This window comes from Paraburkholderia sp. NPDC080076, assembly GCF_050281145.1.
In the GTDB taxonomy this organism is placed as follows: Bacteria; Pseudomonadota; Gammaproteobacteria; order Burkholderiales; family Burkholderiaceae; genus Paraburkholderia.
In genome coordinates, this window is record NZ_JBNNWQ010000009.1 from 306,040 (window position 1) to 332,023 (window position 25,984).

24 protein-coding genes are annotated in these 25,984 nt (G+C 60.7%); 17 read left to right on the forward strand and 7 right to left on the reverse strand.

Translation table 11 applies throughout. From position 1 onward, the window contains the following. Positions 1–17 precede the first annotated feature (17 nt). A complete protein-coding gene (locus ACQKRQ_RS31235; protein ID WP_427481350.1) occupies positions 18–1,025 on the reverse strand; it encodes a TIGR03571 family LLM class oxidoreductase in 1,008 nt (335 codons plus the stop codon). A 397-nt stretch (positions 1,026–1,422) separates the two neighbouring features. Between ACQKRQ_RS31235 and ACQKRQ_RS31240 the strand changes: the two genes are divergently transcribed. After that, positions 1,423–1,944: a GlcG/HbpS family heme-binding protein gene (locus ACQKRQ_RS31240; RefSeq protein ID WP_427481351.1), complete on the forward strand. Its 522-nt coding sequence runs from the start codon at positions 1,423–1,425 to the stop codon at positions 1,942–1,944. 83 nt (positions 1,945–2,027) lie between these two features. Here the strand turns inward: ACQKRQ_RS31240 and ACQKRQ_RS31245 are convergent, their stop codons facing one another. Continuing rightward, complete coding sequence (locus ACQKRQ_RS31245) at positions 2,028–2,450, reverse strand: VOC family protein (protein WP_132383285.1); 423 nt, start codon at positions 2,448–2,450, stop codon at positions 2,028–2,030. A 273-nt stretch (positions 2,451–2,723) separates the two neighbouring features. Between ACQKRQ_RS31245 and ACQKRQ_RS31250 the strand changes: the two genes are divergently transcribed. Both ACQKRQ_RS31250 and ACQKRQ_RS31255 read left to right on the forward strand, forming a co-directional pair. Further along, positions 2,724–3,029, forward strand: a complete 306-nt coding sequence (locus ACQKRQ_RS31250) for a DUF4148 domain-containing protein (protein ID WP_408177153.1) — start codon at positions 2,724–2,726, stop codon at positions 3,027–3,029. A gap of 254 nt (positions 3,030–3,283) precedes the next feature. Then, complete coding sequence (locus tag ACQKRQ_RS31255) at positions 3,284–5,014, forward strand: FAD-dependent oxidoreductase (RefSeq protein ID WP_427481352.1); 1,731 nt, start codon at positions 3,284–3,286, stop codon at positions 5,012–5,014. Positions 5,015–5,248: 234 nt separating this feature from the next. Here the strand turns inward: ACQKRQ_RS31255 and ACQKRQ_RS31260 are convergent, their stop codons facing one another. The 3 genes from ACQKRQ_RS31260 to ACQKRQ_RS31270 form a co-directional block, all read right to left on the reverse strand. Beyond that, entirely contained in the window at positions 5,249–6,424 is a 1,176-nt protein-coding gene (locus tag ACQKRQ_RS31260; protein ID WP_427481353.1) for an FUSC family protein, read from the reverse strand. Between the two features lie 398 nt (positions 6,425–6,822). Continuing rightward, a complete protein-coding gene (locus ACQKRQ_RS31265; RefSeq protein WP_408317366.1) occupies positions 6,823–7,254 on the reverse strand; it encodes a TerB family tellurite resistance protein in 432 nt (143 codons plus the stop codon). Positions 7,255–7,343: 89 nt separating this feature from the next. Beyond that, complete coding sequence (locus tag ACQKRQ_RS31270; protein ID WP_427481354.1) at positions 7,344–9,005, reverse strand: class I adenylate-forming enzyme family protein; 1,662 nt, start codon at positions 9,003–9,005, stop codon at positions 7,344–7,346. A 308-nt stretch (positions 9,006–9,313) separates the two neighbouring features. Between ACQKRQ_RS31270 and ACQKRQ_RS31275 the strand changes: the two genes are divergently transcribed. Further along, a complete protein-coding gene (locus ACQKRQ_RS31275) occupies positions 9,314–9,694 on the forward strand; it encodes a hypothetical protein (RefSeq protein ID WP_427481355.1) in 381 nt (126 codons plus the stop codon). A 121-nt stretch (positions 9,695–9,815) separates the two neighbouring features. Beyond that, positions 9,816–10,097 (forward strand): hypothetical protein, encoded by a 282-nt coding sequence (locus ACQKRQ_RS31280; RefSeq protein ID WP_427481356.1) that lies wholly within the window; start codon positions 9,816–9,818, stop codon positions 10,095–10,097. A 71-nt stretch (positions 10,098–10,168) separates the two neighbouring features. Here the strand turns inward: ACQKRQ_RS31280 and ACQKRQ_RS31285 are convergent, their stop codons facing one another. Continuing rightward, positions 10,169–11,725: a hypothetical protein gene (locus ACQKRQ_RS31285; RefSeq protein ID WP_427481357.1), complete on the reverse strand. Its 1,557-nt coding sequence runs from the start codon at positions 11,723–11,725 to the stop codon at positions 10,169–10,171. 383 nt (positions 11,726–12,108) lie between these two features. Here ACQKRQ_RS31285 and ACQKRQ_RS31290 point away from each other — a divergent pair, with 383 nt between their 5' ends. The 3 genes from ACQKRQ_RS31290 to ACQKRQ_RS31300 all read left to right on the forward strand — a co-directional run bounded on the left by ACQKRQ_RS31290 (position 12,109) and on the right by ACQKRQ_RS31300 (position 14,717). Continuing rightward, positions 12,109–13,080 (forward strand): LysR family transcriptional regulator, encoded by a 972-nt coding sequence (locus tag ACQKRQ_RS31290; RefSeq protein WP_427481408.1) that lies wholly within the window; start codon positions 12,109–12,111, stop codon positions 13,078–13,080. Positions 13,081–13,201: 121 nt separating this feature from the next. After that, a complete protein-coding gene (locus ACQKRQ_RS31295; RefSeq protein ID WP_132382593.1) occupies positions 13,202–13,891 on the forward strand; it encodes a nitroreductase in 690 nt (229 codons plus the stop codon). A 190-nt stretch (positions 13,892–14,081) separates the two neighbouring features. Continuing rightward, complete coding sequence (locus tag ACQKRQ_RS31300) at positions 14,082–14,717, forward strand: NADPH-dependent FMN reductase (protein ID WP_427481358.1); 636 nt, start codon at positions 14,082–14,084, stop codon at positions 14,715–14,717. 135 nt (positions 14,718–14,852) lie between these two features. On the opposite strand, the gene ACQKRQ_RS31305 is transcribed toward ACQKRQ_RS31300, so the two are convergent. Continuing rightward, positions 14,853–15,410 carry a DUF4863 family protein gene (locus tag ACQKRQ_RS31305; protein ID WP_132382595.1) on the reverse strand — a complete coding sequence of 186 codons (558 nt, stop codon included), beginning with the start codon at positions 15,408–15,410 and terminating at the stop codon, positions 14,853–14,855. Between the two features lie 500 nt (positions 15,411–15,910). Between ACQKRQ_RS31305 and ACQKRQ_RS31310 the strand changes: the two genes are divergently transcribed. The 9 genes from ACQKRQ_RS31310 (at position 15,911) to ACQKRQ_RS31350 (ending at position 25,984) form a co-directional block, all read left to right on the forward strand. Further along, positions 15,911–17,044 (forward strand): porin, encoded by a 1,134-nt coding sequence (locus ACQKRQ_RS31310; protein ID WP_408432049.1) that lies wholly within the window; start codon positions 15,911–15,913, stop codon positions 17,042–17,044. Between the two features lie 138 nt (positions 17,045–17,182). Beyond that, the gene (locus tag ACQKRQ_RS31315) at positions 17,183–18,556 is read left to right on the forward strand and encodes an MFS transporter (protein ID WP_427481359.1); all 1,374 of its coding nucleotides are present in this window, start codon (positions 17,183–17,185) and stop codon (positions 18,554–18,556) included. Positions 18,557–18,633: 77 nt separating this feature from the next. After that, positions 18,634–19,599: a LysR family transcriptional regulator gene (locus ACQKRQ_RS31320; RefSeq protein WP_132382599.1), complete on the forward strand. Its 966-nt coding sequence runs from the start codon at positions 18,634–18,636 to the stop codon at positions 19,597–19,599. 164 nt (positions 19,600–19,763) lie between these two features. After that, entirely contained in the window at positions 19,764–20,255 is a 492-nt protein-coding gene (locus tag ACQKRQ_RS31325; protein ID WP_106301548.1) for a hydroxyquinol 1,2-dioxygenase, read from the forward strand. Positions 20,256–20,290: 35 nt separating this feature from the next. Beyond that, the gene (locus ACQKRQ_RS31330) at positions 20,291–21,286 is read left to right on the forward strand and encodes a hydroxyquinol 1,2-dioxygenase (RefSeq protein WP_132382601.1); all 996 of its coding nucleotides are present in this window, start codon (positions 20,291–20,293) and stop codon (positions 21,284–21,286) included. 95 nt (positions 21,287–21,381) lie between these two features. Then, entirely contained in the window at positions 21,382–22,845 is a 1,464-nt protein-coding gene (locus tag ACQKRQ_RS31335) for an aldehyde dehydrogenase family protein (RefSeq protein WP_427481360.1), read from the forward strand. A gap of 6 nt (positions 22,846–22,851) precedes the next feature. After that, positions 22,852–23,910, forward strand: a complete 1,059-nt coding sequence (locus ACQKRQ_RS31340; RefSeq protein WP_427481361.1) for a maleylacetate reductase — start codon at positions 22,852–22,854, stop codon at positions 23,908–23,910. Between the two features lie 41 nt (positions 23,911–23,951). After that, entirely contained in the window at positions 23,952–25,241 is a 1,290-nt protein-coding gene (locus tag ACQKRQ_RS31345) for an ABC transporter substrate-binding protein (protein WP_427481362.1), read from the forward strand. 20 nt (positions 25,242–25,261) lie between these two features. Next, a complete protein-coding gene (locus tag ACQKRQ_RS31350) occupies positions 25,262–25,984 on the forward strand; it encodes an ABC transporter ATP-binding protein (protein ID WP_408281589.1) in 723 nt (240 codons plus the stop codon).

A 25,984-nucleotide genomic window follows, 5' to 3' on the forward strand; every position in this document is an offset into this window, starting at 1 on the left:
GGCGCCGTACGGGGCCGTCATTGAGGAGGGAAAGCGGAGAGTACGATCGAGCCGAGTTCATCGAGTATCTCGACATACGGACGCGGCGTAACCCGCGGGTTGAGCGCAACATGATTGACGCCCGCGTCGCGCGCCTGTTCGAGGAACTCTCTCAACGCACGGCTGCCTATGGCGAACCCGCCGCGAATTCGTGTAAACGGATGATCGGGCTTCGGATGCAAATAAAGGAAACCACCAAAGGCGAGTGGTTTGAATGCGGTCGTATTGGCGGTGGACTGTGTGAGGCTGCGCCATTCTTCTGCGAAGCTGCGCAACTCGGATGGATCCGGCACGAACCCGAGGTAACCATCCATGTTCTCGGCGATCCACTGCAACGTTTGCTGCGAGCGGCCGACGGCAATGGCGGGCGTGCGGCCATACGGCGGCTTGGGAAGCATATCCAGCGCACCCAGCGATCGTCCGAAGCGCGCCGACGCGAATTGCGGGAACGCGCTTTCGCTGACATTCCGATAAACACCGTAGGCGTCTCTGAACCGTTCGCCGCGCGTCTCGAAGTCGATGCCGAACGCGGGATACTCCGATGGCCGGTCACCACTCGACATGCCGATCACAACGCGTCCGCCCGTCAGTTCATCGAGCGAGTTGACCTGTTTCGCCAACAGCAGCGGCTCGCGCATCGGCAGCACGATGCCGGTCGTGCCGAGCGTGATATTGCGCGTTGCGGCAGCGAGGTGCGCGATATAGATCAGCGGCTCGAAAATCTGCCCGGTGTCGCCATAAGCGGGATCGAAGAACGGGATGTCGCGTGCCCATAACGCCGCGACGCCCAGGCTCTCCGCGCGTTGCGCCATCGAAATGTGGTCGCGCATCGTAGGATGCGGCATGCCGGGGTGCGTTTCCAACGGCAGAATCAGCCCGACAGTGAGTTCGCGCGGCTGGAATACGCGGCTATATCCCGGATGCGACTCAAGTCGAATCGTGGTCGCGGTTGCGTCGGTGCGGGCAGGGGTGACGGACATATCCATGGCGGTTCCTCAGAGCGTGATGGGAGAGTACGCACTTTCTCGTCGGGGAAAAACGCAGCCATGCAAACAACACTTGATACACGGAGTCATCAACCGTGTTCATAAGACCTTTTCCATCTGGGCGATGAATGCGCCAATCACGACCTCGTCCGCACCGCGGCGTGAGAGACCGTGGCGTACGGAAAACAGCCGATACGTCTTCCCGGAAGCATTTATTCCATCGAGGCAAAACTGTTGTTCGGCGAGGGGTCGTGCCAAACAGCCACCGTGACTCCTATAGTTCGCTTGGACCGCATGCCTGATTTATCAGCCAACCTGTACCAAGGCTCTATGTGCGCACTACTGCCCTTTATCGATCTGTTCAAACGGCGCCATGGCGGCGCCGCACGGTGTAATCATGAAACGTTTTAGTCTGATCGCGTCACTATGTGTTGCGTCGCTCATGTCGCCGGCAATTCAGGCGCAAGAACCGCCGCCGTCCGGCTACCACTACAGCTTGCCGTTCGACGTCGCTCTCGACGCGGCGAAAGAAGCGATACGCGTGTGTGAAACGAAGCATTACTGGGTGACCGCCACGGTGCTCGATATGGATGGCGTGCCGCAAGTGGTACTGCGCGGAGACAGGAGCACGGTACACACCGCTGAATCGAGCATGCGTAAAGCGTTCACCGTCGTGACGCTAGGGCCGGAATTCGGCTTTGACCGATCGAGTGGCTTTTTCGAATTGATGAAGACGAGTCCGTACGCACCGCAACTCGCGACCGTGCACAACGTCATGGCGTTGCCGGGTGCGGTAGCGTTCAAGGTGAACGGAGAAATAGTGGGCGCGCTCGGTATCGGCGGCGCACCCGGCGGCGACAAGGACGAAGTGTGCGCTGCGGCGGGTGTCGCGAAAGTCGCGGACCGCTTGCCGCACTGAGCCGTCGAGTCTCACCAAAAGTCCGCGATGCATGCCGGGTCGGCAAGAAGTTCATCGGGCGAGATCCTGGTAACAGTACGCGCTCAGGCGGCCGCAACTCGTGGATCGAAGTCGAACTCGAGCCGGATTCCGCCCGGTTCGAAAATCATCGTGTGCCGCTTTGGGCCGGCACCCAAGGATTCGGGTGCAAATTGAACTTCGACACCAGGCCATTTGGACACCTTCGAGAACACGTCGTCGAGCGCTGCTTCACTGCCGACGCGCAGGGCCAGGTGGTGCAGGCCTACGTTCGTTTTGCGGTCGAATTCCACGCGGCCCGCCTGATTCTGCACTTCCCACAGCGTCAGCATCACGTGCCCGTCAGACACGAATGCAGCCGGATAGTCCGGCTTCTCGCCAATTTGCGTCCATCCCAAACAATTGATGAAAAAGTCGCGAGTGAGATTCAGATCACGAACGGTCAAGCCGATGTGATCGATGCCAAGCGTCAGCGGTTTCGCAGTCATTTCGAGCCTCCGGGTTGTGGTGATGATGCTACCGCAGAAAAGCAATGTCGATCGATGGCGCGCGGGGCGGCGCGATCAGATCGCAATGGATGTAGTCGGGACGCTCAGTCGTGCATGGCGAGCCAGTCGATGCGTGCATTCACGCGCACCCGGTAAACGATGTCTTGATTGATCTGGGGTTAACCCCGACAACGTTGAAGCATAGACTTCATTCACCGCTTCAAACAACTGAGTCTGTCGCAGGCAGGTCCAACATTTATCGAGGTGTTTGTCATGAAATCATTTATCCGTGGAGTCCTTATTGCCGGCGCTCTTGTGATTCCCGCTGCGTCCTTCGCTCAATCGACGGAGCACACGACACGTGCGCAGGTCCGCGCAGAACTCGTGCAACTGGAGAGTGTGGGTTATCACGTCGGCGACGGTGATCCGACGCACTATCCTGATGCAATCCAGGCCGCCGAAGCGAAGGTGGCGGCGCGCGATGCATCGACTAGCAACTACGGTGGCGCATCGAGCAGCACATCCCAGTCGAGTGGTGGTGTGTCGGCTGCGGACTGGAATGCAATGTATAGCCGCTGAGCGGTGATGGTGTTTCTTCTGGTACCAGGACGCGGCCATGACGGCCACCCGTCCTGGTTTGCGCTGATGCCCATCCATAGAGTCCGACGCGGACTCAAATAACGAATACAAGAACTCTTGGCCGGCGGCAATAACTCGATTACTCTTTTCATTGCAATCGCGTAGGCGGTCATAGCGCCGCGTCATTGCCCTGCGCACCGGTGACTGTCGGGCAACCGATGGCGGCGCCCATCAGCATTGGAGGAGAAGCCGCGATGAGCAACGAGTCAGGGCCGGAAGGCGGTACGCCTTCCCCTCAGCCTTCCGCGGACGGAAGCCGTATCGACGACGCATTCGCCGATGACCCGGCCGTGCGCGATCACCCGCGTTACCAACAGATGTTTCCGGTGCTCACCGATGGGGAAGTCGACAAGGTGCGCCGCTTCGGCAGCTTGTCCCGCTACGTCAAAGGCGAATTGCTCTACCGTGCGGGGAGCCTCTGCCCCGGAATGTTCGTCCTGCTGTCGGGCAAAGTTCGGATAGTCGGCCGCGATGGCCTCGGCCACGAACGGATCATTCACACCTATACGCAGCGCGGCGAGTTCACCTCGGATGTCACCCAGCTCTCGAGCAAACCCGCGGTTGTCGACGCACATGTCGTCGAAGATGTCGAAGCGGTGTTGTTGCGGCCCGACGAACTCAGCACCATGATGATCAGTGAAGCCGATCTTGGCGAAAAGATCATGCGCGCACTGATTCTGCGGCGTGTCCTCGTGATCGAGCGCGGACAAGGGGTGATTCTTGTCGGCTCATCCAATCATCCACAACTGCGCGCGCTGCAGAATTTCCTGCGCCGCAATGCTTTTCCGAATATGACGCTCGATGCCGAGCAGGATGCCGAAGCCATTGCGCTGCTCGAACGCCTGACGCCGCAGCCCGATGACTTTCCACTTGTGGTTTGTCCGGACGGTACTGTGCTGCGAAATCCCGACGAGGGGCAGCTCGCATCTTGCCTCGGACTGATCCCCGAGTTCGATCCGACGCACGTCTACGATGTGGCGATTGTCGGCGCAGGCCCGGCTGGACTAGCGGCGGCCGTATACGCGGCATCCGAGGGACTGTCGGTCGCGGCGCTCGACTGTCGCGCACCCGGCGGCCAGGCCGGTACGAGTGCACGCATCGAGAACTATCTGGGCTTTCCCACCGGTATCACGGGTCAGGCTCTCGCAGGCCGCGCGTTTGTCCAGGCGCAGAAGTTCGGTGCACATATCGGCATTCCGTGCGAGGTCAAGGCGTTGTATTGCCATAAGCAACCGCTTGTCATAGAGCTTGCCGATGGCCGCCGCATTGCCACACGCACTGTGGTCATCGCCAGTGGTGCGGAGTATCGGCGACCTGATGTCGAGGATCTCCCGCGCTTCGAACGCTGTGGCGTTTATTACTGGGCTACGCCAATCGAGGCAAGGCTGTGCCGCAAGGAGCCGGTGTTGCTGGTCGGTGGCGGTAATTCGGCGGGGCAAGCGGCGGTGTTTCTGGCCTCACATGCCGAGCATGTGCATATGTTTATCCGCAGCGCGAGTCTCGAACACAGCATGTCGCACTATCTGGCCGAACGTGTCGCATCTCTGGCGAACGTGACGCTTCATACGCGTATCGAACTGACCGCGCTCGAAGGGGCAGCACGCCTCGAGCGCGTGCACTACCGCGGTGCCGGCGGCATTGAAGGAAGTATGACGGCACATCATCTGTTCGTATTCATCGGCGCGGAACCAAATACAGAATGGCTCAAGACATGCAGCGTGTCGCTCGACAGCAAGGGGTTCGTCTTGACGGGGACCGATCTCGAGGAAGCGGGCGTCCATTCCATGCCGTTGCAGACGAGCGTCGAGGGTGTCTTCGCGATCGGCGACGTTCGTTCAGGATCGACGAAGCGTGTCGCGTCGGCTGTGGGTGAGGGCGCGGCCGTAGTGGCGCAGATTCACGGATTCCTGACCGGTGCGCGGTGAGTCATTCGAACTAGCAACCTTCATATTCAGGCTGACGCCTTTCAGCAAATGCGGCGACCCCTTCGGTTGCATCATTGGTAAGCGACGTTTGACGAAACGATACGTGCAGCGAAGGCCAGGTTTGACGGATCTGAAAAACGGCGTTGACTCGCTGATTTACCGCTAAAAGAATTGTCGCAGTCGAAAAGAACCTCGGACAGAACCTCGCAGCTCAATACGAAGTGCATACGAGTCTTAACGGCTGGCATCCTGAGGCACAGGCGGAATATACAGCCGGCTGGTCACGAGCATCACCGCTGCCAACACAACAATCCCGGTGAGAATGCCGGAAAGCCGCATAAGCGCGGGTAACGGATCGGCTGACCAATGATGATCCTGGACAAACACCATGATGAACGCGATGGTGAACTGCCGGCCCACATAGCTTGCGCCTTCCCGTCCCGTTTGCACGTGACATCCTGCCCACACGCCGATGGACAGCGCGAGCATGCAGAGCATTGCATGCCCCTGCATCAGAGGGAGTAGCGCCACACCGATCGCACCGGCCAGCAGACAGCCGGCCACGCGCTGCACCATCTTTTCCATGACCGGCTGCCGCGTTCTGTCTATTGCCAGCCCCGGCGGCACGATCAGCACGGCGATCGCCGTGACCATTGCCTGCGCGAAACCCGGCAGATGCAGCACGTAAGTCAGGGAGGCGAGGATTGTGATGGACAGCGCGGCCTGCAAGCACAGCAGCATGCGGGTCGAGCGCGCTGATTCCAATGGCGGCGTCAAAATCGCAGCGGAAGGCACGCCCGAATCGCCCGCAGCGCGAGCGACTGAAGCCGCCAATGATGTTCTGTTCTTTCGGTACCACTTCGGCCCGAAATGAAACACGCTCGCCACCAGCAGACAAGCAAGTGTTCCGACCGCGACCTCGGCGACTCGCAGCGCCGCGAATATTGCGGTCGCCCGGACGGTCGCGAACTTGTGCGCTTCGTACGTCACCATCAGGGCCGTCACGCCGCCCAGAATCCAGGCGTAGGCCGCTTTGGACCCGTTGGCTCGATGCACCGTGACAGCGCCGATCACCCCTAACGCGGGCACGAACAGCCACGGGCGGTCACCAATCCAGGGCCCCGCCAGGGTTCCCAGCGCCGCGCCTATCACCGTGCCCATGATCCGGTGTGCGGCACGCTGCACGGAGCCGGCAAAACTCGTTTGCATGACTGCGAAGCCGCTGATTGCAGCCCACCACGCGTCCGATAGATGCAACGCGTTGGCAAGCGCGACAGAGAGTGCGACCGAGAGCATCGCTTCGGCCCCGAATGTCGCGCGCGCCCCGGAAGGCTTCCAGGCCGCCAGTTCTCGCCCGAGCCCGAATAGGGCCGTCCGGCAGATCTGAGCAAGCGTGCCGAAGAGCGTCATCTACGCCGCCGCAGTCTCGTAACGCCTGCGCGAGGGACATAGTCGAGCGGACTGGCCGCATCGCGATAACCGAGTCTTCCGAGCAAGGGCGATCTGGCAGACTTCACGGACATGTGGCCCAAGCACTGCACCCCAATAAAGGAGCGCAAGCACAGCGGCAGAAAAGACATAGTGATCCATGGGGAACCGGCCTCCGTCGATCGCACGGGTTATGACACTTACCTCGAGTCGTCCTCGCAGCCATGCCGCAGATTATATGGCTGGCGATGCAAAAGGCCATGCGTTATCCGGCGCATGGCCTGGCGGATCCGAATGGGCGGCTGATCCGGGCTTCCAGAAGGTCACGTCAGAAGGGGTGACGCGGAAGGCCCCATCATCTTCCTGCTAATTCTTGCACGCTACGAAACGGACGTGCCCGTTAGCGCATCTTGCCGGACAGGACGGGCCGGAAGTTGCCACGCGTCGCGCAACAGTCTCAGGAATTCGGCTTCGCGATCGCAATGGCCGCGGTCCGCCATGACGGCCTCGCTGCACAACTCCAGGATGTCGCGCCGGAGTCGCCGGTCCTGCACATCAGCCGCGAGCCAGGCGAGCGTCGTGGGATCGACGTGACATACGTCGCTCCAACTCAGGTATCCGGAGCGCGTCAGGTCTTCGTACAGCGTTTGCACGATCGAGAGCAGACGGTGTCGATTCAACAACAGGCGCTTTTCCATGCCACAACGATCGAGTGCCTCGAGTTCCGTGAGGCTGAGGTGTCCATCGGTTAGCAGGCATGCCGCCAGGATGCGGCCGGCTGCCTCAGGACTGTTGCATTGATAGTGACGCATTTGCTACTCCTCTCTATATCGGCAAGAACGGATCGGCGAAATGAATCCTGAGATGTTCCAGGTGAATCGCCGTGACAATTCAGTTCGCCTCACGTGTTCGCTAAATGAGGAAAACAAAATGTTTGGGTGCGGCATGCGGCCGGTTCGGGTTCATTGACGGCGGCATTCTGGCGTCCGCCCAGCCGCCGGTCAGCGGCGAGATTGCCGACCGATTGGAGCGGGGCGTAGCTCGACCGCAGGTCGCCTTGCAGGATCATTTCGATTGCGGTGCGATCGGCTTTTCCCTGTTCAGTAAGCGGCACGCGATCCGCCACGACGATACGAATCCGCTTGGCGACCAAAGGGCCGAGCACGATTTCGAGCCTGCGCATGCATCGCGCAACGTCTGCTTGCCCAGCAACCCACGGTTCGATTAGCGCGTTCCATCCGTATTTGTCGGCAGACTGGTTGGCGGCCAGCGCCACGGCGTAGCGAACGTCGGGTAAGCGGCACAGGGCATCGTCGATATCGGTGGGGCCGATCGCCAGTCCATCGGTTTCCGCCACATCGGTCGCGCGGCCGAGAATGTGCAGATTGGCAGCCTCGTCGATGAAGCCGGCGTCGCCGGTCAGGCACCAACCCTCCTGAAACTTTTGTGCTTCTTCGACCGGCTGATGGTAGTAACCTTCAGCCACAGCGTCCGACCTGACTTCAATGTTTCCGCACTGTCCCGCGCGCGCCAGCGTTCCATCGGCGCGACGCAAACGTACCTCGACGCCGGGTCGAATGCGGCCCGCGCAAGCCAGCAGATCCGGATTCGCCTCGTATGCGGATGGCGGCAGAATGCTGACGAGACCGGTTTCGCTGGCACCGTACATGTGCGTGAGCACAGGACCCAGACGCGCGATCGCGCGTTGCCGCAGTACCGCAGGCGCTGATCCGCCGATGTGCGCAATGGAGCGCAGCGACGACAGGTCGCGCCGGCCGACGTCCGGGTGGTCCATTGTTTCGAACAGCTGAGGCTCGACGAGAAGCACGTCGGTGATGCGATCCGATTCGATTGTCGCGAGCGTCTCCGCGGGGTCGTACCGACGCTTCAGCACGACCATACCGCCGCCGATCAGCGTGTTGTCGACGAGCACTTGCGACAGGTAGGCGAGCGGGCCATTGATAAGCTGACGCCGGTCCTTGTCGTCCGCTGCACCGACCATCGTCGAATATGTCGCGAAGGACCGGCGGCTGCATTTCGGCACACCTGTCGTGCCGCCCGACGAGACGACGACCGCGAGGTCATCGGGCTTCAGTCGTCCGCGTAACGGCAGATCTGAGTGCACTTGCGCGAGCTTGTCCAGGCGCGACGACGCGGGACCGACGCCGACGAAAACCACGTGGCCCTCGACCGCAACGGGAATTAGGTGAAGGGTTTCCGGGAAGGCTACGAGAAGCGTCGGTTGAACGCGGGCCAGCAAGGTTGCGCGCCGTTCGGCATTCGTAGACGCAGGCACGAACATCGTAGCCGAACCAAGGAGGTTTGCGGCGTAGCGAATCGCAAGCGCGTCCGGGCAATTGGGTGCGAGCAGTGCGACCAGCGAGCCCCGGCCGATGCCATGCGCCGCAAGCGCCCGCGCATAGCGAAATATTGCGCTTCGCAGGGTTCCGCCTGTGACGTCATGATCGAGATAGCGCAATACCGCACGATCAGATTGGTTTTCCAGTTGATCGAGTAAGGCGTCAACATAGGGCCGAAAGGCTGTATTCCCGTCGTTTTGCATGATTGCTCCGCTCCAGTGATGCGTGATTCGATATGCGAATCAGGCTGTGCTGTGAAGCATTGTGCGTTTGCAAAATGAGCGGAGAATTAGCCGGTGCGGAAGGGGCGCTACCTCTCGTCTTCCTTTGCGAGTCGATGAGGGGGCCGTCGTATCGTGAAAGCCGATGTAGATGTCGAATTGGGTCGACGGTCCGCCTGGTTTGTCAACGGCCGCTCGCTCGGCCAGGTCGAAACTCTGAGGAGGCGTGACCCGGACAGCGCTGTTGAAGCGTTCGGAGCCACAGGGAAGCAGCGCAAGCGAAACCGTAGATGGAGCGATTCGTTTCATCGATTTCTCCACGCAGACGCTTAGTTTGTCGTTGCGAAGCTGAGCATACGTCCACACCCTGGGATACCGAAGCAAAACCAAATTTTCTGTGGCTACCCCTGTTGGATTACCGCAAACAGCGGCTCGAAAAAGCGTTCGATACATTCAGACATCGCCGCTTTTCAATTTCACCAAATGCCTTCCTGGCGGAGATCAACTCCTGTTTATTTTCAGGTGGTTACGGTCGCTCAGCGGGTGGACGGATCGGACCTGGCATAACCCGTGCATTTGTAGCTGCGGGCACAACGACGACCGGTTTCGTGCTTTCGCCGCGGCGTCAGCAATATTGCTCACATTTAAAGGGAAATGCGTTGTTCGTTTGAGCCTCTTTGTCAGCGCGCGGCAAGCCCTTTGCCTCTTCGCATCAACGTTGAATAGCGCGCCGAAAATGGACCCGATCCGGGTGCATTCGAGTATTCAGCAAACTTATTAATTGGAGTCGTTATGAAGGTGAAACTTATCGTCGGTCTATTAGTCGCAAGCTCTGCCGTGTTGGCTGCTCCCGCGTTTGCGAGCGGTTACGGCCCTGCACCTTTCTATCGCCCCGACGTCGGCGAGCCTGCAATGCAACGCAGTCAAAGTGCTCAGACGATGGCTGCGGCAGTGAGTCCGGCAAGCATGGTAGACGAAAACAGCAGTGGAGTTGGGGGTAACGAATCGGTCAGATCGCAATCTGGCGGGCCTGCCGCGGCTGATAGCGCCGGCGTGATGTATCGCGGCAATTGATAAGCCCGGTCGCGGGGCGCGAGTCAGCCAGCGCTCTGCGACCGAAGTGATGTCCGTTGCCGCGGGCTATCTCAGTTTGCACTCGCGTTTAGCAAAACCATCCCGTGTATGCCCGAAAGCGTCTGTTGCCAGGTGCTGCTGTTCTGTGCGGCCTGGTTATCGTCAAACAAAGGTTGCAGCAACGTAAGCAGATCTTTCGAAACCGATGTGTTCGTTGGCGTGGTGACGTCCGACACCAACACGCCTCTCACGTATTCGGATTGTCGTACAGACTGATTGGACGCCTGGTTCAACGTCGCCTGAAGTAGTTTGCCGCGTTTCGTCGCGATGTTGACTGTGCTGCTTGCGTCGTCGTTGAGCTGCACATAGTCGTAGTTCTGTGACGCTAACGATTTGCGGAGTTGTAGCGTGCCGCCGGCTAGCGCCTGGTGGTAGCTCGCTTGTAGATGCGATCGCTGCGTTTGCGAAATTTTGCCGTCCAGCAGATTGCCTTCGGTTCGCGTGCTCTGCGAGACCTGATAGGAAAAAGTATCCGTTTGATTCACCAGCATCGGATTCGAGGACACCGGGTTATCGGTCATCGAGCCGGTGAAATCGGCCAGACCGGTCAACATGGCGTGATCCGACTGCGCCAGCCACGGCGCATAGGCCGTACCGGGAAGCTGCTGCGACGACGTCCCATAGTCGCTGTTCAGTTGCGTGAACGCGTCTTTGAACATTGACATCAACGCGGTGTTCCCGTGCCCTTTCGCGTTGGCGTTGTCGAACTGTGTCAGATAGCTTGCGATGGCCTGGTCGCGTTGCGCGCCCGAGCCCCAGACTGCGGAATCGCTCGTATCGACCTTGAGATTGATCGTGCCGGCGGAGTCTGTAAGGGTCACGCTCCTCGCTGAACTGTCCAGTGAGATATTGGCTGACACGTTGTTTGGGCCGTCGCCTGTCACGTCGAACTGCATATTCACGGACGACAATACCGATGTGTCGTACTGCGTCAGATCGCTCATGTCGAGCGTCGGTGGGACAGCGCTGAGGCCATCGATTGCTTTCTGAAATCCATCGGCCAGCTTGGCCAGGGCGCTGCGCTCGGTGCCGCTCAGCGTCCCGCTGCTCTTTACGCTGACCGCCAGCGTGCCGTCCCCGCTGTCCATTTCAATATCGACCTTGACGCCGCTCGCGGTCTGAACGCTCAGTTTGATATCGCCTTGCGGACTTTGCCCCGATAGTCCGATTGCACCGGCTCCACCGGCTGCGCCCGCCGAAGCGACCGTGACCGACTGCGAGAAATTGCTACCCGTGGTCTTGAAGCGATCGAGCAGAGCGCTTCCCAGATTGTAGAACTGCCCGGACATCGTGCCGGCCATGTAATCGCCCGCCATCGCGAGAGAGACGGCGTCGGTGTTGCTGTGAGCCCAGGTGATGGTCGGTCCCGCGCTCGCCAGCGTTCCGTGCTGCGTGTACACGATGGGTGATTCGACGCCCGCGTAGGGGATCGTGACAACTGTCGACGCGGTCTCGGTGACGGCATCTTCCGCTACGACGCCGCCTGTCGAAGCAAGGCTGTTCGCCGTGCTCGATAACGGCGCCACCGTTAGAGGAAAGCCTACATTCAATGACGATAAGGTGGTCATAGTGCCGTGCTTTGTTATTTTTTCGATGCAAGATTGTGGTCATCTGCGCGACGAGCGGCTTCAGTCGATATATCGACTGCAAATTGAAAATCTTTAAACTTAATACTTGGTTTTATGGAAACTCGGGGGCGAAAGAGGGGTTAATCCGCTGTTTCGCTCCGCATCCGCGTTGCTCGCTTATAGCTCCATGCCTTTGCCGGGCTGACCCTCGAACTGCGCCATTTCGTCATACTTTGGGCCACCGGGACCAGGTGTCCCAAATGCGGTCAACGGCCGCCGGCGCGTCCCAAATCCTCCTGTGTCGATGCCTTGGCAGTGCAGTCGCCGAAGCACGAGTCACCGCGAGTAAAATGATGCGACTGCAACGCCAACCAGTTAACACCATGAACCTCGGCCGGATCGACCTTAATCTCTTGCGAGTATTCGACGCAGTGTTCGAGGACCGCAATCTGGTCCTCGCCGGAAAGCGGTTGAATCTTAGCCAGTCCGCCGTGAGTCACGCGCTGGGGCGGTTGCGGGACGCACTGGAGGATGACCTGTTCGTCCGGACCTCAAAAGGGATGGAGCCGACCGCGCGCGCAGTCGCGATGGCAGCCCCGTTGCGCAGCGCACTCCACCAGATTCAAGCGGCGCTGGGCGACGAGCCGTTCCGGCCGGATGTTGCCGAACGTGAGTTCGTCGTCGCGGCGAACGACTACATCACGATGCTTCTTCTCGGCCGTCTCAGTCAGAGACTTGCCGCCGAAGCTCCGATGGTGAACCTCGTGATACGACCGTCCACGCGGCTGGATCTCGCCGGACAGATCGACATCGGCCGGATCGACATCGCCATTGGAATCTTTGCGGAGGTGCCGCCGCGCTTTCAGTCGATGATGGTGTGGCAGCAGAGAGATTTGCTGGTGATGCGTCAGGATCATCCCATTGGCGAGCGCACAGTCACTCACGACGACCTGTTGAACTACCCACTTGTCGCCGTCTCGCTCGGTGGAGCGGAAGAGGGCGCCGTCGGCGGCTTCATCGTTGAACGGGGTTTGGCGCGGCAGTCGGAAATGTTCGACCGGCAGGCGTTGGAAGATGCCTTTCCAGAGGGATCGGCGCGACCGCGGCTGAGGGTCGCTGTGGCTCATTCGCTGGCGATCCCTGCATTGCTGCGTCACAGTGAGATGTTCGCCGTCGTACCTTCCCCATTGGGACGCGAGTTCGAGCGCTACGGCGAGCTGAAAACGCGGGCAACGCCGTACCCGCCTCCGGAGTCCGCGGTCAGAGCGGTGTGGCATGCGCGAAACGCCCACGACCCGGCGCTGCAATGGCTGCGGGCCCAGATACTCGACATCGGCAGGCAGGTGCGAAGCTAGGCGGTCCCGTTTCCTTCAAGACCATCTTGCAGTTTTTTCACCGCGCTTGACGTTCTGGCTATGCCATCATGGGGGCACTATGCATATAGATATCCCTAACGCCGCGGAGACCGGTCATCAAATGCATTCGGACGCTCAAGTCGTCGATTCGGTTATCCGGTCACGGAAAGCCGTTCGCGTTTTCCGTTCCGATGCAGTCTCACAGAAAGACATCATAGACATTCTCGATGTCGCTCGCACAGCGCCAAGCAACTCGAACATGCAACCGTGGCGAGTTCACGTGCTGCGTGGGCGTAGCAAGGAGTCGCTGAGTGAGGCGCTTGTGCGCGCCCATGTCGCGGATTTGCATCCGCCGCTACAGCATGTTCCGGACCCCATGCCGGAGGCTTATCGCCCGATGCAGGAGGAGTTCGGCGCGCGATACTACGGTGCCCTTGGTATCGACAAGGCGGACGTCGCCGGTCGCGCCCGCGCCACAGGCCGAAACTTCGGTTTCTTTGGGGCACCGGTTGGCCTGATCTTCACTATCGATGCGAGACTGAAAAAGCACAGCTGGCTCGACTATGGTCTCTTTCTGCAGACGGTCATGATCGCGGCCCGTGCTCGGGGCCTCGATACGTGCCCGCAAGTGTCGTTTGCACGCTATCAGACCATCATCGCGGAGCATCTCTTACTCGAACCGGGCTTTGACGTGGTGTGCGGTATGTCGCTGGGTTACGCAGACCACGATTCAGTGGTCAACAGACTCGCAATTCCGCGCGAGACGGTCGAAAGATTTACTACGTTTGTCGGCTTCGACGAAGAGGCATAGCGCCGAAGGCCGTTGTTTTTGGACCGGCTAATCGGTCGCTCTCCATTTCAGAATTCGCGCGCGTTGCAGTTGCGGCGGGCGCAATCGCCTTGCCGAAGACCCGCGAGCCATGTGCACCGGGCGGGCGTCCCAACGCGTGTACGCGACATGATCGCGGATCATCTAACTCACGTTGAGGATCAGCCGGCAATTGTTCAATCAGTTCACTTCAATCTCTTTTTTTGACTCCACTACTTTTCAAAATATGACAGTAAAGATCCTCGCATTTTGTGGGAGTTCCCGCCGCGATTCTCTTAATCGAAAACTATTGGAAATAGCCGCGTCTGCTGCACGAACGGATGGCGCGGAGGTGACGTTTATCACACTCGCTGACTTTCCCTTGCCGATTTACGACGTTGATGTCGAAAGTGCGCACGGTGTCCCTGAGCGGGTTCGAGCGCTGCAGGAATTGTTCGCCAGACATGACGCGCTGTTAGTCGCTTCGCCCGAGCATAATGGCGGCTATACCGCTGTGCTCAAGAACATGCTGGACTGGGTAAGCAGGCCGACCGCGACGGGAAGTTCCGGCTTGACACTCTTCGCCGGTAAGGTCGCGGCGGTTGTTTCGGCATCACCGGGACCGATGGGCGGGATTCGCGCAATGCTCGGAATGCGGGGCGTTCTCGAGAAGATGGGCGCGATCCTGATTCCTCAAGTGTTCTCGCTGGGTTCCGCCCATCAGGCATTTGCCGAGAACGGCGGACTCGTCGATGAGAAAGCAGAAGCAGAAGTGCGACGTGTCGGTCTTGGCCTCGTTGGCGTGACGAAGCAACTGACCACCCACTGAATGTCGGTGCCCGGGCGCAACTCAACGCGCCCGGCGTGATGCCGGTCTGGCGTTCGCGCCTCTAGATTGAAGAGGAACCGGTTTCGATGCGGCACAAGAGCAGGACACGCCGGTATCGACGGGTCCTGCGCATGATCAGTTTGCGTCAGGCGCCTTGACGTTGTACGCAATGCGCCCTGCGGGCAGAAAAAACAAAGCGATAATTGCGCCGCCCTTTGCTTCCGGATAGTGATGACTGCCCGGCGCCGGCGCGGTCCATCCGCCATAACACCAGCCATTCGGACCGGCGAGGGCCGCGCCTTCGTTTAGCGACACCACCATGTTGAATTCGCCATAGGGATGCGCGTGGTAATCGCCCCGGAAGCTTCCCTCCGGATTGTTCTGGTCGTTGCCGGTGCTATCCATATAGACCGCCGTAATGCTGAATCCAAAGGTCTCTTCTGACGGATCGACAAGACGTGCACGCCGATACCTGCGCCCGGAGATCTCGATGTTGGCCGCCCAGCCTTCTTCCACTACGCCAATCGTAATCAGGCGCTCGAGATCTTTATAGAACTCGCTCGATGTGCCGTATTTTTCGTTGAGCCACTGTTCGACCTCATTGCCCGTAGTCAGATCCTTGACCTCCTCGAGAAAGGGCAGGCATTTCGCTATCAGTTCATCTCTACTGCTTGAGTTATTGGCTTGTGACAAGTTGGTCCTCACTGGTCTGAGGGGCTGCGTGTGCAGCCCGGGTCGACGACGCCGCGTCGAAGATGGTGGGCTTCGCCCGTCGACGCATAACGACCGGGCGCTCACCGCTGCGGTCACGATGCCACATCGCTGCTGGAGGACGAAGGGGATAGTTTTCAATACCACATTGAATGATGTTCAAGTGCCGCACACCGCTGCGTTCAATAGGCAAATGAACACAATTCATCTCGATACTCGAGGCCTCCGGCGCTTCTCTCTCAAGCACGTTGGCGCATGAAAATCACCGCTGATCACGCCGTGAAAAGAAAAGTACATGCGTCTGTGTCCTGACAGGAGAATTTAAATTTTCCAAATGTCCGGCGAATACGCTTCGGATTTTCGTGGCCCCGTGTTTCACCGTGTTGTTGCTTTTTATTTGCAAACATAAGCTCCGCACCAATGATCCGTATCACATAAAGTACTTTGGATAACGAAGCGACTAGCCAGTCATTGGGAGGAGTATGAAGCGTGGAAGGGTTGCAGCGTTCGGTCTCGGGATGTTGAGTGCATCGGCCTTCGCACAAAGCAGCGTCACACTCTATGGTTTGATCGATACCGGCATCGAGTACGTGTCTCATGCAAATTCCGCCGGCGACCACGTCGTTCGGATGCCGGCCATCAGTGGGGAATTGCCGTCCCGGTGGGGGATCCGCGGCACCGAGGACCTCGGGGGCGGCTGGAAGGCGATCTTTACCCTGGAGAATGGCTTCAATACGAGAGCCGGAGACATTGGGCAAGGAGGGCGGTTGTTTGGGCGCCAGGCGTGGGTCGGCATTGACGGGCCGTGGGGGGCGCTAACCTTCGGGCGCCAGTACAACATGGTTTACTGGGCTTTGTCCGATGCGGACATGCTGGGCCCCGATGTCCACGGGATCGGCGCGCTGGACAATTACCTGCCCAATGCGCGTAGCGATAACAGTATCGTCTACAAGGGCACCTATAAAGGGGTGACAGTCGGCGCCTCGTATTCGTTCGGACGCGATGCGGCCGGCACCGGCAATTCGCCGGGACAGGGTACATGCGCGGGTCAGGTTCCAGGCCAATTCAACCCATGTCATGAATGGAGCGCAATGCTCAAATACGACGCGGCAAGTTTTGGCGTTGCGACTGCATACGACGAACAGCGAGGCGGTGCGAACGCCGCGGCTAATTTCTTTGACGGCATCGGCACTTTTCCCATTGCGTCAGGCGCAGACAAAGACACGCGCATCGTGGCAAACGGCTACGTGAAGTTTGCCGGGTTGAAGGTCGGAGCGGGGTGGCTCGGAAGACACGTCGAGACGAACTCCGCCGCGGCGCCCGACGTACGGTCGAATCTTTACTTCGTAGGCGCCCAGTATTTCGTGACCCCGAGTTTTGTGATCGATGGCGAAGGCTTTCGGATCGTGGTCCGGGAGCAGGATGCGCGGGCAACGATGACAACGCTGCGCGCCACTTACTTCTTGTCGAAAGCCACTGCGGTCTATATCGGCGGTACGTATTTGTGGAACAGCGCCAAGGCGCGCTTTTCCGCGAGCGTGGGCGGCGGGGGCACGACGCCGGCGGCGGGCATGGGTCAGTTCGCTACGATGGCGGGAATTCGGCACTTGTTCTAACCGGGCGCGTGCGCGAAGCGCGAGTTGCCCGATAGAAGCGACGGGTATCGTGCTCCGTGAATCCGCAGGGCAATCACTAACCAAGGCAGGCGGACAGTGTTCTGGCGAACGCTCCGCCCGTTTGATCACGGAGTTTGCATGAGCACACGAGATATCGGCGAGCAGAACTTACTCAACGTGGAACAGTTCATTGACGAACGCAGGTTTTCACCCTATCAGTGGTTGATTCTGTTTTTCTGCTTTCTGATCGTCGCGCTGGACGGATTCGATACCAGCGCAATCGGCTTCGTTGCGCCGGCGATCGCGAAAGAGTGGGGAGTAACAAAAATCGCGCTTGGGCCCGTACTAAGTGCGGCGCTCGTGGGCCTCGCGATCGGTGCGCTGCTTGCTGGACCCGTTGCCGACAGGATCGGGCGTCGCAAGGTTTTGATCGGCTCAGTCTGTTTTTTCGGCGTGTGGACGATTGCCTGCGTATTCGCTACGGGTGTTTGGCAACTGTCGGTCTTTCGCTTTTTAACCGGCATTGGGCTTGGCGCGGCACTTCCCAACTCGACGACGTTATTGTCGGAATACGTGCCGGCGAGATGTCGATCCTTGCTGCTGAACGTCATGTTCTGCGGATTCACCTTAGGCGCGTCGGCCGGTGGCGTCGTGTCGGCTGCATTGATACCAGACTTCGGATGGCGCTCGATCTTCCTCGCGGGCGGCATTGCGCCCGTCCTGCTTGCATGTGCCCTTGTTGCGCTGCCGGAGTCCGTGCGATTCATGGTGATCAAAGGCTGGCCGGATGATCGGATTCGTCGAGTACTTCGAAGAATTGCCAGTGGTGAGCTGGTGACTGCTTCAAAGTTCTCTGTATCTGATCGGGTAGGGGAGAAGGAAACCGCGCCACTTGCTCTCATCCTCTCTACGCGTTACAGGTTCGGCACGTTGATGCTGTGGCTAGCGTACTTCATGGGTCTGCTTGTCTATTACATGCTGACGAGCTGGATGCCGACGATGGTCCATGACGCGGGCTTCACACTGCGCCAGGCGTCGTTGGTGTCGGCACTGTTTCCGGCGGGAGGCGTAATCGGCGCATTGGGTTGTGGCTGGTTGATGGACCGCTTCAATCCGTGGCGAGTGGTCGCGCTCGCATTTCTGTTGCTGGGCGCCGCTGTCTGTGCGATGGGACAGGGCACGGCCAATGTTCAGTCGCTTGCGATCGCGACCTTCGTGGCGGGTGTCTGCATGACGGGCGCGCAAATGTCGATGCTGGCCCTTGCGGCGCTGTTCTATCCCACGCACGGGCGCGCTTCCGGCGTGGCGTGGATGCTGGGTATCGGGCGCCTGGGAGGCATTCTCGGCGCGCTCGGTGGGGGAGCGCTTTCTGCTGCCGGCTACAGCATGATCGCCATTTTGACGTCGATGGCCGCGCCCGCATTCGTCGCAGCCATGGCATTGCTTGTCGCGGTATCGGTCAGTAATAAGCAGGGAAGCCTGCAGGCGGCGGTTGTCGAGCCGAGTCCATGAGAAGGCGCGCGCCATCGAATTCGCGATAGGATCTCGGTACAGACCGGATGGTGCTCGCCCCGGCAAGAGGAGACAGCATGGACCTATTCATGTCGATGGAAGCGTTCGTACGCGCCGCGGAAGCGCAGAGCTTCGCCGGCGCGGCGCGCCAGTTGGGCGTCGCCAAATCGGTGGTGACCTCGCGCGTCAAGCAGCTCGAAGACCATTTCGGCGTGCCGCTCTTTCATCGTTCGACCCGGGCGGTGCGCCTGTCCGAACTCGGCGAGACCTACTACCGCGAGTGCGCCGAGCTGGTCACCAAGGTTCACGATTTGTCCGGCCGCTCGCGTGGCGATCCGCAGGCGCTCGCGGGCACGCTCAATATCCACGTCCTGCCGGGCTTCGCGCTCGGCCATTTTTCGCAGACGCTGATCGAATTCCGCGCGGCGTACCCACGCGTGGAATTCGTCGTGACCGTCAACGACCGCGTCATCGATCCGGTTCAGGAAGGTTTCGACCTGGCGTTGCAAATCTATCCACCGGCATCGAACCTGCTGGTCGAGCGGCGTCTCTTTCCGGTGCGCGGCGTGCTCTGTGCCGCGCCCGGCTATCTGAAGGAAGAGCCGCTGATCGAGACACCGCTCGATCTGCTGCGGCACGATTTCGCCCGCTATTCGTACTACCCTTGGGGCGACAAGTGGCCGCTGATGCGCGGCAACGAATGCTTCGAAATCGCGCTGAATCCGGTGCTCAAAACCAATAGCGTGCATCTGCTGCTGGAATTCGCGAGGGCCGGCGCGGGCGTCGTCTATCTTCCGACCATGGTCGCCGCCGCCGATCTGCTCGAACGCCGGCTGGAACGTGTGCTGCCGGAATACGCGGCGCCGCCGCTGTGGCTGTCGGCGGTGTATCCTGCCTCGCACCGCTCGACCACCAAGGTCAAGGCCTTCGTCGACTTCCTGCGCGCGCGCTATCTGCGTGAACCGCAGTGGGACCGGGCGCTCGGCATTGCGCCGCCGGACGACGAAACGAAAAGCGTCGGCGAGGAACTGTCCGATAGTTAAGGCCTACCCGAGGCAAATGAGGGTTCGCCACCAGGTAGTTTCCCTGGCGCGATTTTGGAGCACCCAAGGTTCGCGTTTCCCGACCCTCAGAACATTGCTGTAGCGCCTGTCGCCGCTTAATCTTCGATGCAAGCAACGCATTCGTGGATCAACTGGAGGCAGACATGCAACAAACCTGGTTCGGCAGCCTGGACAACTTTCGGAAAGGCTCCATCGAAATCATCAAGGGCAAACCGGAACATTACGCCATGTCGAATGTATTCGACGTCGCGAGCCGCGCTGAGCCCTACGAGAAAGTCGTCGTCGGCAAGAATCTCAAGTACGTGATCGAGACGCTGCGCGCGGAAGGTTCGTCGCCGTGGTTTGCTGCGTCGCACGATGAGTTCGCGGTCGTGCTCGACGGCGAAATCGACATCTATTTCATCAAGCCGTCGGACGGCCCGCTGGTCGACGCACAGACCGAAGGCAGCGTGCGCCTCGAAGGCCAGCCCTCGGGCCAGTCGATGGGCCATGTGCGGCTGCGCCGCGGTCATCAGGCGCTGCTGCCCGCCGGCGCCGCCTATCGCTTCGAAGCAAAGACAAAAGGCGTGCTGCTCGTGCAGACGATCCTCGGACGCTATTCGGTCGAGAAGTGGGCCGACATCTGCATCCACTGAATCCCTCTACACGATCCATCTTTTCGGAGCCCATCATGGACAAAGTCAGCACCCTGCAAAACGTCACCGCGAGCGAGGCCGACGCGGTGACCGGTTATCGCACGTTCTGTCTCGGCGACTTCGAATTCAGCCGCGACGCTTATTTCGCCACCGTCAGATGGCCGGCCAAAGGCCAGATCCGCTCGCACCAGATGCACGCCGACGACTTCCTGCGCGCGATGATGCGCGACGTGGCGTGGGGCTTCTTCTACGGCTGGGTCAACTTCGACGAAGTGATCGGCACGCGCAATCACTACGGCAAGGTCGACATGTACGCCGGCGCGTATAACGCGAGCTTCAAGGAAGCGGGCGTCGACCATATGCAGCAGTTCGACACGCCGCTCATCATGGCGACCTTCAAGGCGATCCTGAAGGACTGGGTCAACGAAGGCTTCGACCCGTTCGCCGCGCCCGAAGAAACCGGCTCCGCGTTCGGCACGAAACATGGCGACAACATCGCCGCGATCGAGCGCACGCGGATTGCCACCAAGCGCATGCCGGGCCTCGAAGGCGACTCGCCGTTGCGCGACGATCTTCCCGTCAATCGCCAGTTTGCCGACGTCGGCCAGGACGAACCGGAGATTCACGCGGAGCCGGGTTTCGAAGGCGCTCTGCATGCGTTCAGCCTCTTCAAGTACCTGTCGCGCTCGGACGTGACGTGGAATCCGTCGGTCACGTCGGTATGCCAGCAGAGCCTGTTCTGCCCGACCACCGAGGAATTCGTGCTGCCGGTGTTCCACGGCAACGACCGCGTCGAGTGGTTCCTGCAACTGTCCGACCAGATCATCTGGGACGTCGCCGACAAGGACAGCGGCGAGCCGCGCGCACGCATCACGATGAACGCGGGCGATATCGCCGCGATGCCGGCCGATATCCGCCACAAGGGCTATTCGCAGAAGCGTTCGATGCTGCTGGTGTGGGAGAACGCGACCCCCGATCTGCCCAAGCGCTACGAAAGCGGTGAACTGCCGCCGTATCCGATTCAGATGTAACTCCCCGGCATTCCCCCCGATCGTCGATCGAACGGCGCCAGACCGCTGGCGCCGCGGGGAAAGTCGCGTCCAGGTTTTACTTGCACAGGACTGACATGCAAACGCAACTCTTCATCGGCGGCCGCTTCGTGCCGGCTGCAAACGGCGAAACGCTCGCCTCCCTCAATCCCCACGACAATTCGGTGATCGCCGACGTCGCGATGGCGGGCCCGGCCGATGTCGATCGCGCCGTCGCGGCGGCGAAGGCGGCGTTTCCGAAGTGGAGCAACCTCGCCGCGATGGAGCGCGGGCGTCTGCTTCTGAAGCTGGCCGACGCGATCGAAGCGAATGCCGACAAGCTCGCGCGCCTCGAATCGCTCGATACCGGCCACCCGATCCGCGATACACGCAACCTCGACGTGCCGCGCACGGCGGCCACGTTCTGCTATTTCGGCGGCATGGCCGACAAGTTCGAAGGCTCGGTGATTCCGGTCGAGCAGGGCTTTCTGAATTACCTGACGCGTGAGCCGGTCGGCATTGTCGGGCAGGTGGTGCCGTGGAATTTCCCGCTCATGTTCACGAGCTGGAAGATGGCGCCGGCGCTCGCCGCGGGCAACTGCGTGATCATGAAGCCCGCCGAACTCACGCCGCTGTCGAGCCTGGCGATTGCCGAACTGATGGCCGAAGTGGGTTTCCCGGACGGCGTCGTCAATATTCTGCCGGGCCTGGGTCATGTGGCCGGGCAGTATATCGCCGAACATCCGGAGATCAGCAAGGTCGCCTTCACCGGTTCGACCGCGGTGGGCCGCAAAGTCGTGCAGGCGTCGAGCGGCAACCTGAAGAAGGTGCAACTCGAACTCGGCGGCAAGGGCGCGAACATCGTATTCGGCGACGCGAATATCGATGCGGTCGTGCAAGGCTCGGCGTTCGCGATCTTCCACAACCAGGGGCAGGCGTGCATCGCTGGGTCGCGGATGATCGTGCACGAATCGATCGCCGACGAAGTGCTCGAAAAGTTCGCCGCGTTGAGCCGCACGATCAAGATTGGCGATCCGCTCGATCCGTCGACCGAGATGGGCCCGCTCACCTCGCGTCAGCACCGCGACCGCGTGCTTTCATTCGTCGATGTCGCCCGCGAGCAGGGTGGCCGTGTGCTGGCAGGCGGCAAAGCACCGGACAATGCCGCGCTCGCCAACGGCTGCTATGTCGAGCCGACTATCGTCGAAGCGAAACCGGAGCATCGGGTGTCGCAGGAAGAGGTGTTCGGGCCGTTCATGACGGTCACGACATTTAGCACCGACGAAGAGGCGCTGGCGATTGCGAATGGCACCGAATACGGTCTCGGCGCGGGTCTCTGGACACGCGATCTCCAACGCGCGCATCTGGTGGCTCGCGAGATTCGCGCCGGCATGGTGTGGATCAACTGCTACAAGCGCGTGAGTCCCGCTTCGCCGTTCGGCGGCGTCGGCGCAAGCGGCTACGGCCGTGAAATGGGTTTCGAAGCGATGCGCGAATACACGCAGCCCAAGTCGGTCTGGGTCAACGTGGATGCGCAGATTCCGCCTTACTACCCGCGCTGAACCGCCATGGAACCGTTCATCTATAACGGCCTGCCGTCACGCGTGATTTTCGGCGCGGGCAGTCTCGACCAGCTCGAACGCGAGATCGGTTTGCTCGGCGCCACGCGGGCGATCGTGCTGTCCACGCCGCAACAGCGTGCGCAGGCCGAAGCGCTCGCGGCGAGTCTCGGCTCGCGGGCGGCAGGCGTCTACGCCGAAGCCGTGATGCATGTGCCGGTCGAAACCGCTCGCGCGGCACGCGCGTTCGCCGCAAGCGTCGGCGCCGATTGCGCGATCGCGATAGGCGGCGGTTCCACAACGGGTCTCGGCAAGGCGATCGCGCTCGAAACCTCGCTGCCGATCATCGCAATTCCGACCACGTATGCAGGCTCCGAGATGACGCCGATCTACGGCCTCACCGAGGGCGGTGTCAAAAAGACCGGCCGCGATCTGCGTGTGCTGCCGAAGACGGTGATCTACGACCCGGCATTGACGACGTCGCTGCCACCCGCGTTGTCGCTGACGAGTGGGATCAACGCCATCGCCCACGCGGCGGAAGGGCTCTACGCGCAGGACGCGAATCCGATCATCAGCCTGATGGCGCAAGAGGGCATTCGCGCGCTCGGCCAGGGGCTGCCTCGCGTAATGCAACGACCAGAAGACCTCGCGGCGCGTGGTGACTGCCTGTATGGCGCGTGGCTATGCGGCGCCGTGCTCGGCAGTGTCGGCATGGCCTTGCATCACAAGCTGTGCCATACGCTCGGCGGCACTTTCAATCTGCCGCACGCTGAGACGCACACCATCGTGTTGCCGCATGTGCTCGCCTACAACCGTGCGGCTGCACCCGAGGCGATGAAGCGTATCGCCCACGCATTGCACGCCGACGACGCCGCGCAAGCCGTATTCGATCTCGCACACGATCACGGTGCGCCGACCGCGCTGAAAGACATCGGCCTGACAGCAGCCGATCTCGACATCGCACTCGATCTCGCGTTGAAGAACCCGTACTGGAATCCGCGGCCAATAGAACGAATACCGCTGCGTGCATTGCTCGAAGCCGCCTTCGACGGGCGGCGCCCCGACTAGCACGCTCAATTCACTCATACAAAAAAATTCAGGAGACAACCATGGACTCACATACCTTCGATGCGAGACGCCGCCGCTTTGTCAGCCTCGCGGCAGGCGGTGCGCTCGCCGCCACGACCTCGGCGTTCTCGCCGCTCGTCTTCTCGGCCGGCCCGCGCACACTGAAAATCGGCTACGTATCGCCGCAAACCGGGCCGCTCGCGCCGTTCGGCGAAGCGGACCGTTTCACGATCCAGCAGATGCAGACGGCGCTGAAGAACGGCATCGTGATCGGCGGCAAATCATATCCGGTATCGATTGTCGTCAAGGACAGCCAGTCGAATCCGAATCGCGCCGGCGAAGTCGCCAACGACCTGATCCTGAAGGACAAGGTCGACATCATGCTGGTGTCCGGCACGCCGGAGACCGCCAATCCCGTGAGCGACGCGTGCGAGCTGAACGAGATGCCGTGCGTGTCGACGGTGGTGCCGTGGCAGCCGTGGTTCTTCGGCAGAAAAGGCGATCCGAAGAAAGGCTTCCGTTTCACCTATCACTTCTTCTGGGGACTGGAGGATGTGATCGCCGTCTACACCGGCATGTGGCAATCGGTGCAGACCAACCACAGCGTGGGCGGCCTCTTTCCCAACGACGGCGACGGCAACGCCTGGGGCGATGCGAAGCTCGGCTTTCCACCGGTACTCGCGCAGAAGGGCTTCACGCTCAAAGACCCCGGCCGTTTCCAAAGCATGACGCAGGACTTCTCCGCGCAGATTTCCTCGTTCAAGCAGTCGAATGCGCAGATCGTCACGGGCGTCGTGATACCGCCGGACGCCAAGAACTTTCTCGTTCAGGCGCGTCAGCAAGGCCTGAAGCCCAAAGTCATTTCGATCGGCAAGGCGTTGCTGTTTCCGACCTCGATCGAAGCGCTCGGCGATCTCGGCGACGGACTGTCCACCGAGGTGTGGTGGTCGCCTTCGCATCCGTTCAGGTCGTCGCTGACGGGGCAAACCGCGCGGCAAGTCGCGGATGACTACGAGCGCGTCACCTCGAAGCAATGGACCCAACCGATCGGTTTCGCCCACGCGCTATTCGAAATCGCCGTCGATTCATTGAAGCGCGCGAAAGACGTCGACTCGAACGAAGCCATCCGCGACGCAGTGGCATCGACCAAGCTCGATACGCTGGTTGGCCATGTCGCCTGGGGCGGCGGACCGGTGAAGAACGTCGCCAAGACGCCGCTTGTCGGTGGGCAATGGGTGAAAGGGCAGAAGCATCCGTTCGATCTCGCCATCGTCAACAACCAGCTCGCGCCAAGCGTGCCGCTGTCCGGCCCGCTCAAGTTGATTGCCTGAATTCAAAGCGGAGAGCAGTGATGAACCCAGTGCTCAGACTCACCGGCGTGTCGAAGCGTTACGGCGCGCTGCAGGTGACCGACGACATCAGCTTCGCGGTGGAACGCGGCGAAACCTACGGCATCCTCGGCCCGAACGGCGCCGGCAAGACCACGCTGTTCAACCTCGTCAGCGGCGACGTGCGGCCCGATCAGGGCAGCGTCGAATTCGACGGGGCGGATGTGAACCACTTGCCGCCGCATCGCCGTTGCGTGGCGGGGATCGGCCGCTCGTATCAGGTGCCGCGGCCGTTCGGCGGAATGACGGTGTTCGAGAACCTGCTGGTCGGCGCCACCTTCGGCGGCGAACTGACCGGCCACGCGGCGTACGACGTCTGCGTCGACGTGCTCGAACGCACCGGCCTCAAAGCCCGCGCCAACCAGTTGGCCGGCACGCTGGGGCTGCTGGACCGCAAAAGGCTCGAACTGGCTCGCGCGCTCGCGACGCAGCCGCAACTGCTGCTGCTCGACGAGATCGCCGGCGGTCTCACCGAACCCGAAACGCACGCGCTCGTCGACGAGATTCGCCGCGTCAAGGAGCGTGGCGTGACGATCGTGTGGATCGAACATGTCGTGCATGCGCTGCTCGCGGTGGCTGACCGTCTGCTGGTCATCAACTTCGGCAAGCGGCTCGCGGAGGGCTTGCCCGCCGCCGTGATGGACGACCCCGAAGTGCGGCGCGTGTATCTCGGACTGGAGGCTTGA

Coding starts and splice junctions, on each gene's coding strand:
- ACQKRQ_RS31235 (WP_427481350.1), bottom strand. CDS start 1,025: ATGGATATGTCCGTCACCCCTGCCCGCACCGACGCAACCGCGACCACG.
- ACQKRQ_RS31240 (WP_427481351.1), top strand. CDS start 1,423: ATGAAACGTTTTAGTCTGATCGCGTCACTATGTGTTGCGTCGCTCATG.
- ACQKRQ_RS31245 (WP_132383285.1), bottom strand. CDS start 2,450: ATGACTGCGAAACCGCTGACGCTTGGCATCGATCACATCGGCTTGACC.
- ACQKRQ_RS31250 (WP_408177153.1), top strand. CDS start 2,724: ATGAAATCATTTATCCGTGGAGTCCTTATTGCCGGCGCTCTTGTGATT.
- ACQKRQ_RS31255 (WP_427481352.1), top strand. CDS start 3,284: ATGAGCAACGAGTCAGGGCCGGAAGGCGGTACGCCTTCCCCTCAGCCT.
- ACQKRQ_RS31260 (WP_427481353.1), bottom strand. CDS start 6,424: ATGACGCTCTTCGGCACGCTTGCTCAGATCTGCCGGACGGCCCTATTC.
- ACQKRQ_RS31265 (WP_408317366.1), bottom strand. CDS start 7,254: ATGCGTCACTATCAATGCAACAGTCCTGAGGCAGCCGGCCGCATCCTG.
- ACQKRQ_RS31270 (WP_427481354.1), bottom strand. CDS start 9,005: ATGCAAAACGACGGGAATACAGCCTTTCGGCCCTATGTTGACGCCTTA.
- ACQKRQ_RS31275 (WP_427481355.1), top strand. CDS start 9,314: ATGGAGCGATTCGTTTCATCGATTTCTCCACGCAGACGCTTAGTTTGT.
- ACQKRQ_RS31280 (WP_427481356.1), top strand. CDS start 9,816: ATGAAGGTGAAACTTATCGTCGGTCTATTAGTCGCAAGCTCTGCCGTG.
- ACQKRQ_RS31285 (WP_427481357.1), bottom strand. CDS start 11,725: ATGACCACCTTATCGTCATTGAATGTAGGCTTTCCTCTAACGGTGGCG.
- ACQKRQ_RS31290 (WP_427481408.1), top strand. CDS start 12,109: ATGAACCTCGGCCGGATCGACCTTAATCTCTTGCGAGTATTCGACGCA.
- ACQKRQ_RS31295 (WP_132382593.1), top strand. CDS start 13,202: ATGCATTCGGACGCTCAAGTCGTCGATTCGGTTATCCGGTCACGGAAA.
- ACQKRQ_RS31310 (WP_408432049.1), top strand. CDS start 15,911: ATGAAGCGTGGAAGGGTTGCAGCGTTCGGTCTCGGGATGTTGAGTGCA.
- ACQKRQ_RS31315 (WP_427481359.1), top strand. CDS start 17,183: ATGAGCACACGAGATATCGGCGAGCAGAACTTACTCAACGTGGAACAG.
- ACQKRQ_RS31320 (WP_132382599.1), top strand. CDS start 18,634: ATGGACCTATTCATGTCGATGGAAGCGTTCGTACGCGCCGCGGAAGCG.
- ACQKRQ_RS31325 (WP_106301548.1), top strand. CDS start 19,764: ATGCAACAAACCTGGTTCGGCAGCCTGGACAACTTTCGGAAAGGCTCC.
- ACQKRQ_RS31330 (WP_132382601.1), top strand. CDS start 20,291: ATGGACAAAGTCAGCACCCTGCAAAACGTCACCGCGAGCGAGGCCGAC.
- ACQKRQ_RS31335 (WP_427481360.1), top strand. CDS start 21,382: ATGCAAACGCAACTCTTCATCGGCGGCCGCTTCGTGCCGGCTGCAAAC.
- ACQKRQ_RS31340 (WP_427481361.1), top strand. CDS start 22,852: ATGGAACCGTTCATCTATAACGGCCTGCCGTCACGCGTGATTTTCGGC.
- ACQKRQ_RS31345 (WP_427481362.1), top strand. CDS start 23,952: ATGGACTCACATACCTTCGATGCGAGACGCCGCCGCTTTGTCAGCCTC.
- ACQKRQ_RS31350 (WP_408281589.1), top strand. CDS start 25,262: ATGAACCCAGTGCTCAGACTCACCGGCGTGTCGAAGCGTTACGGCGCG.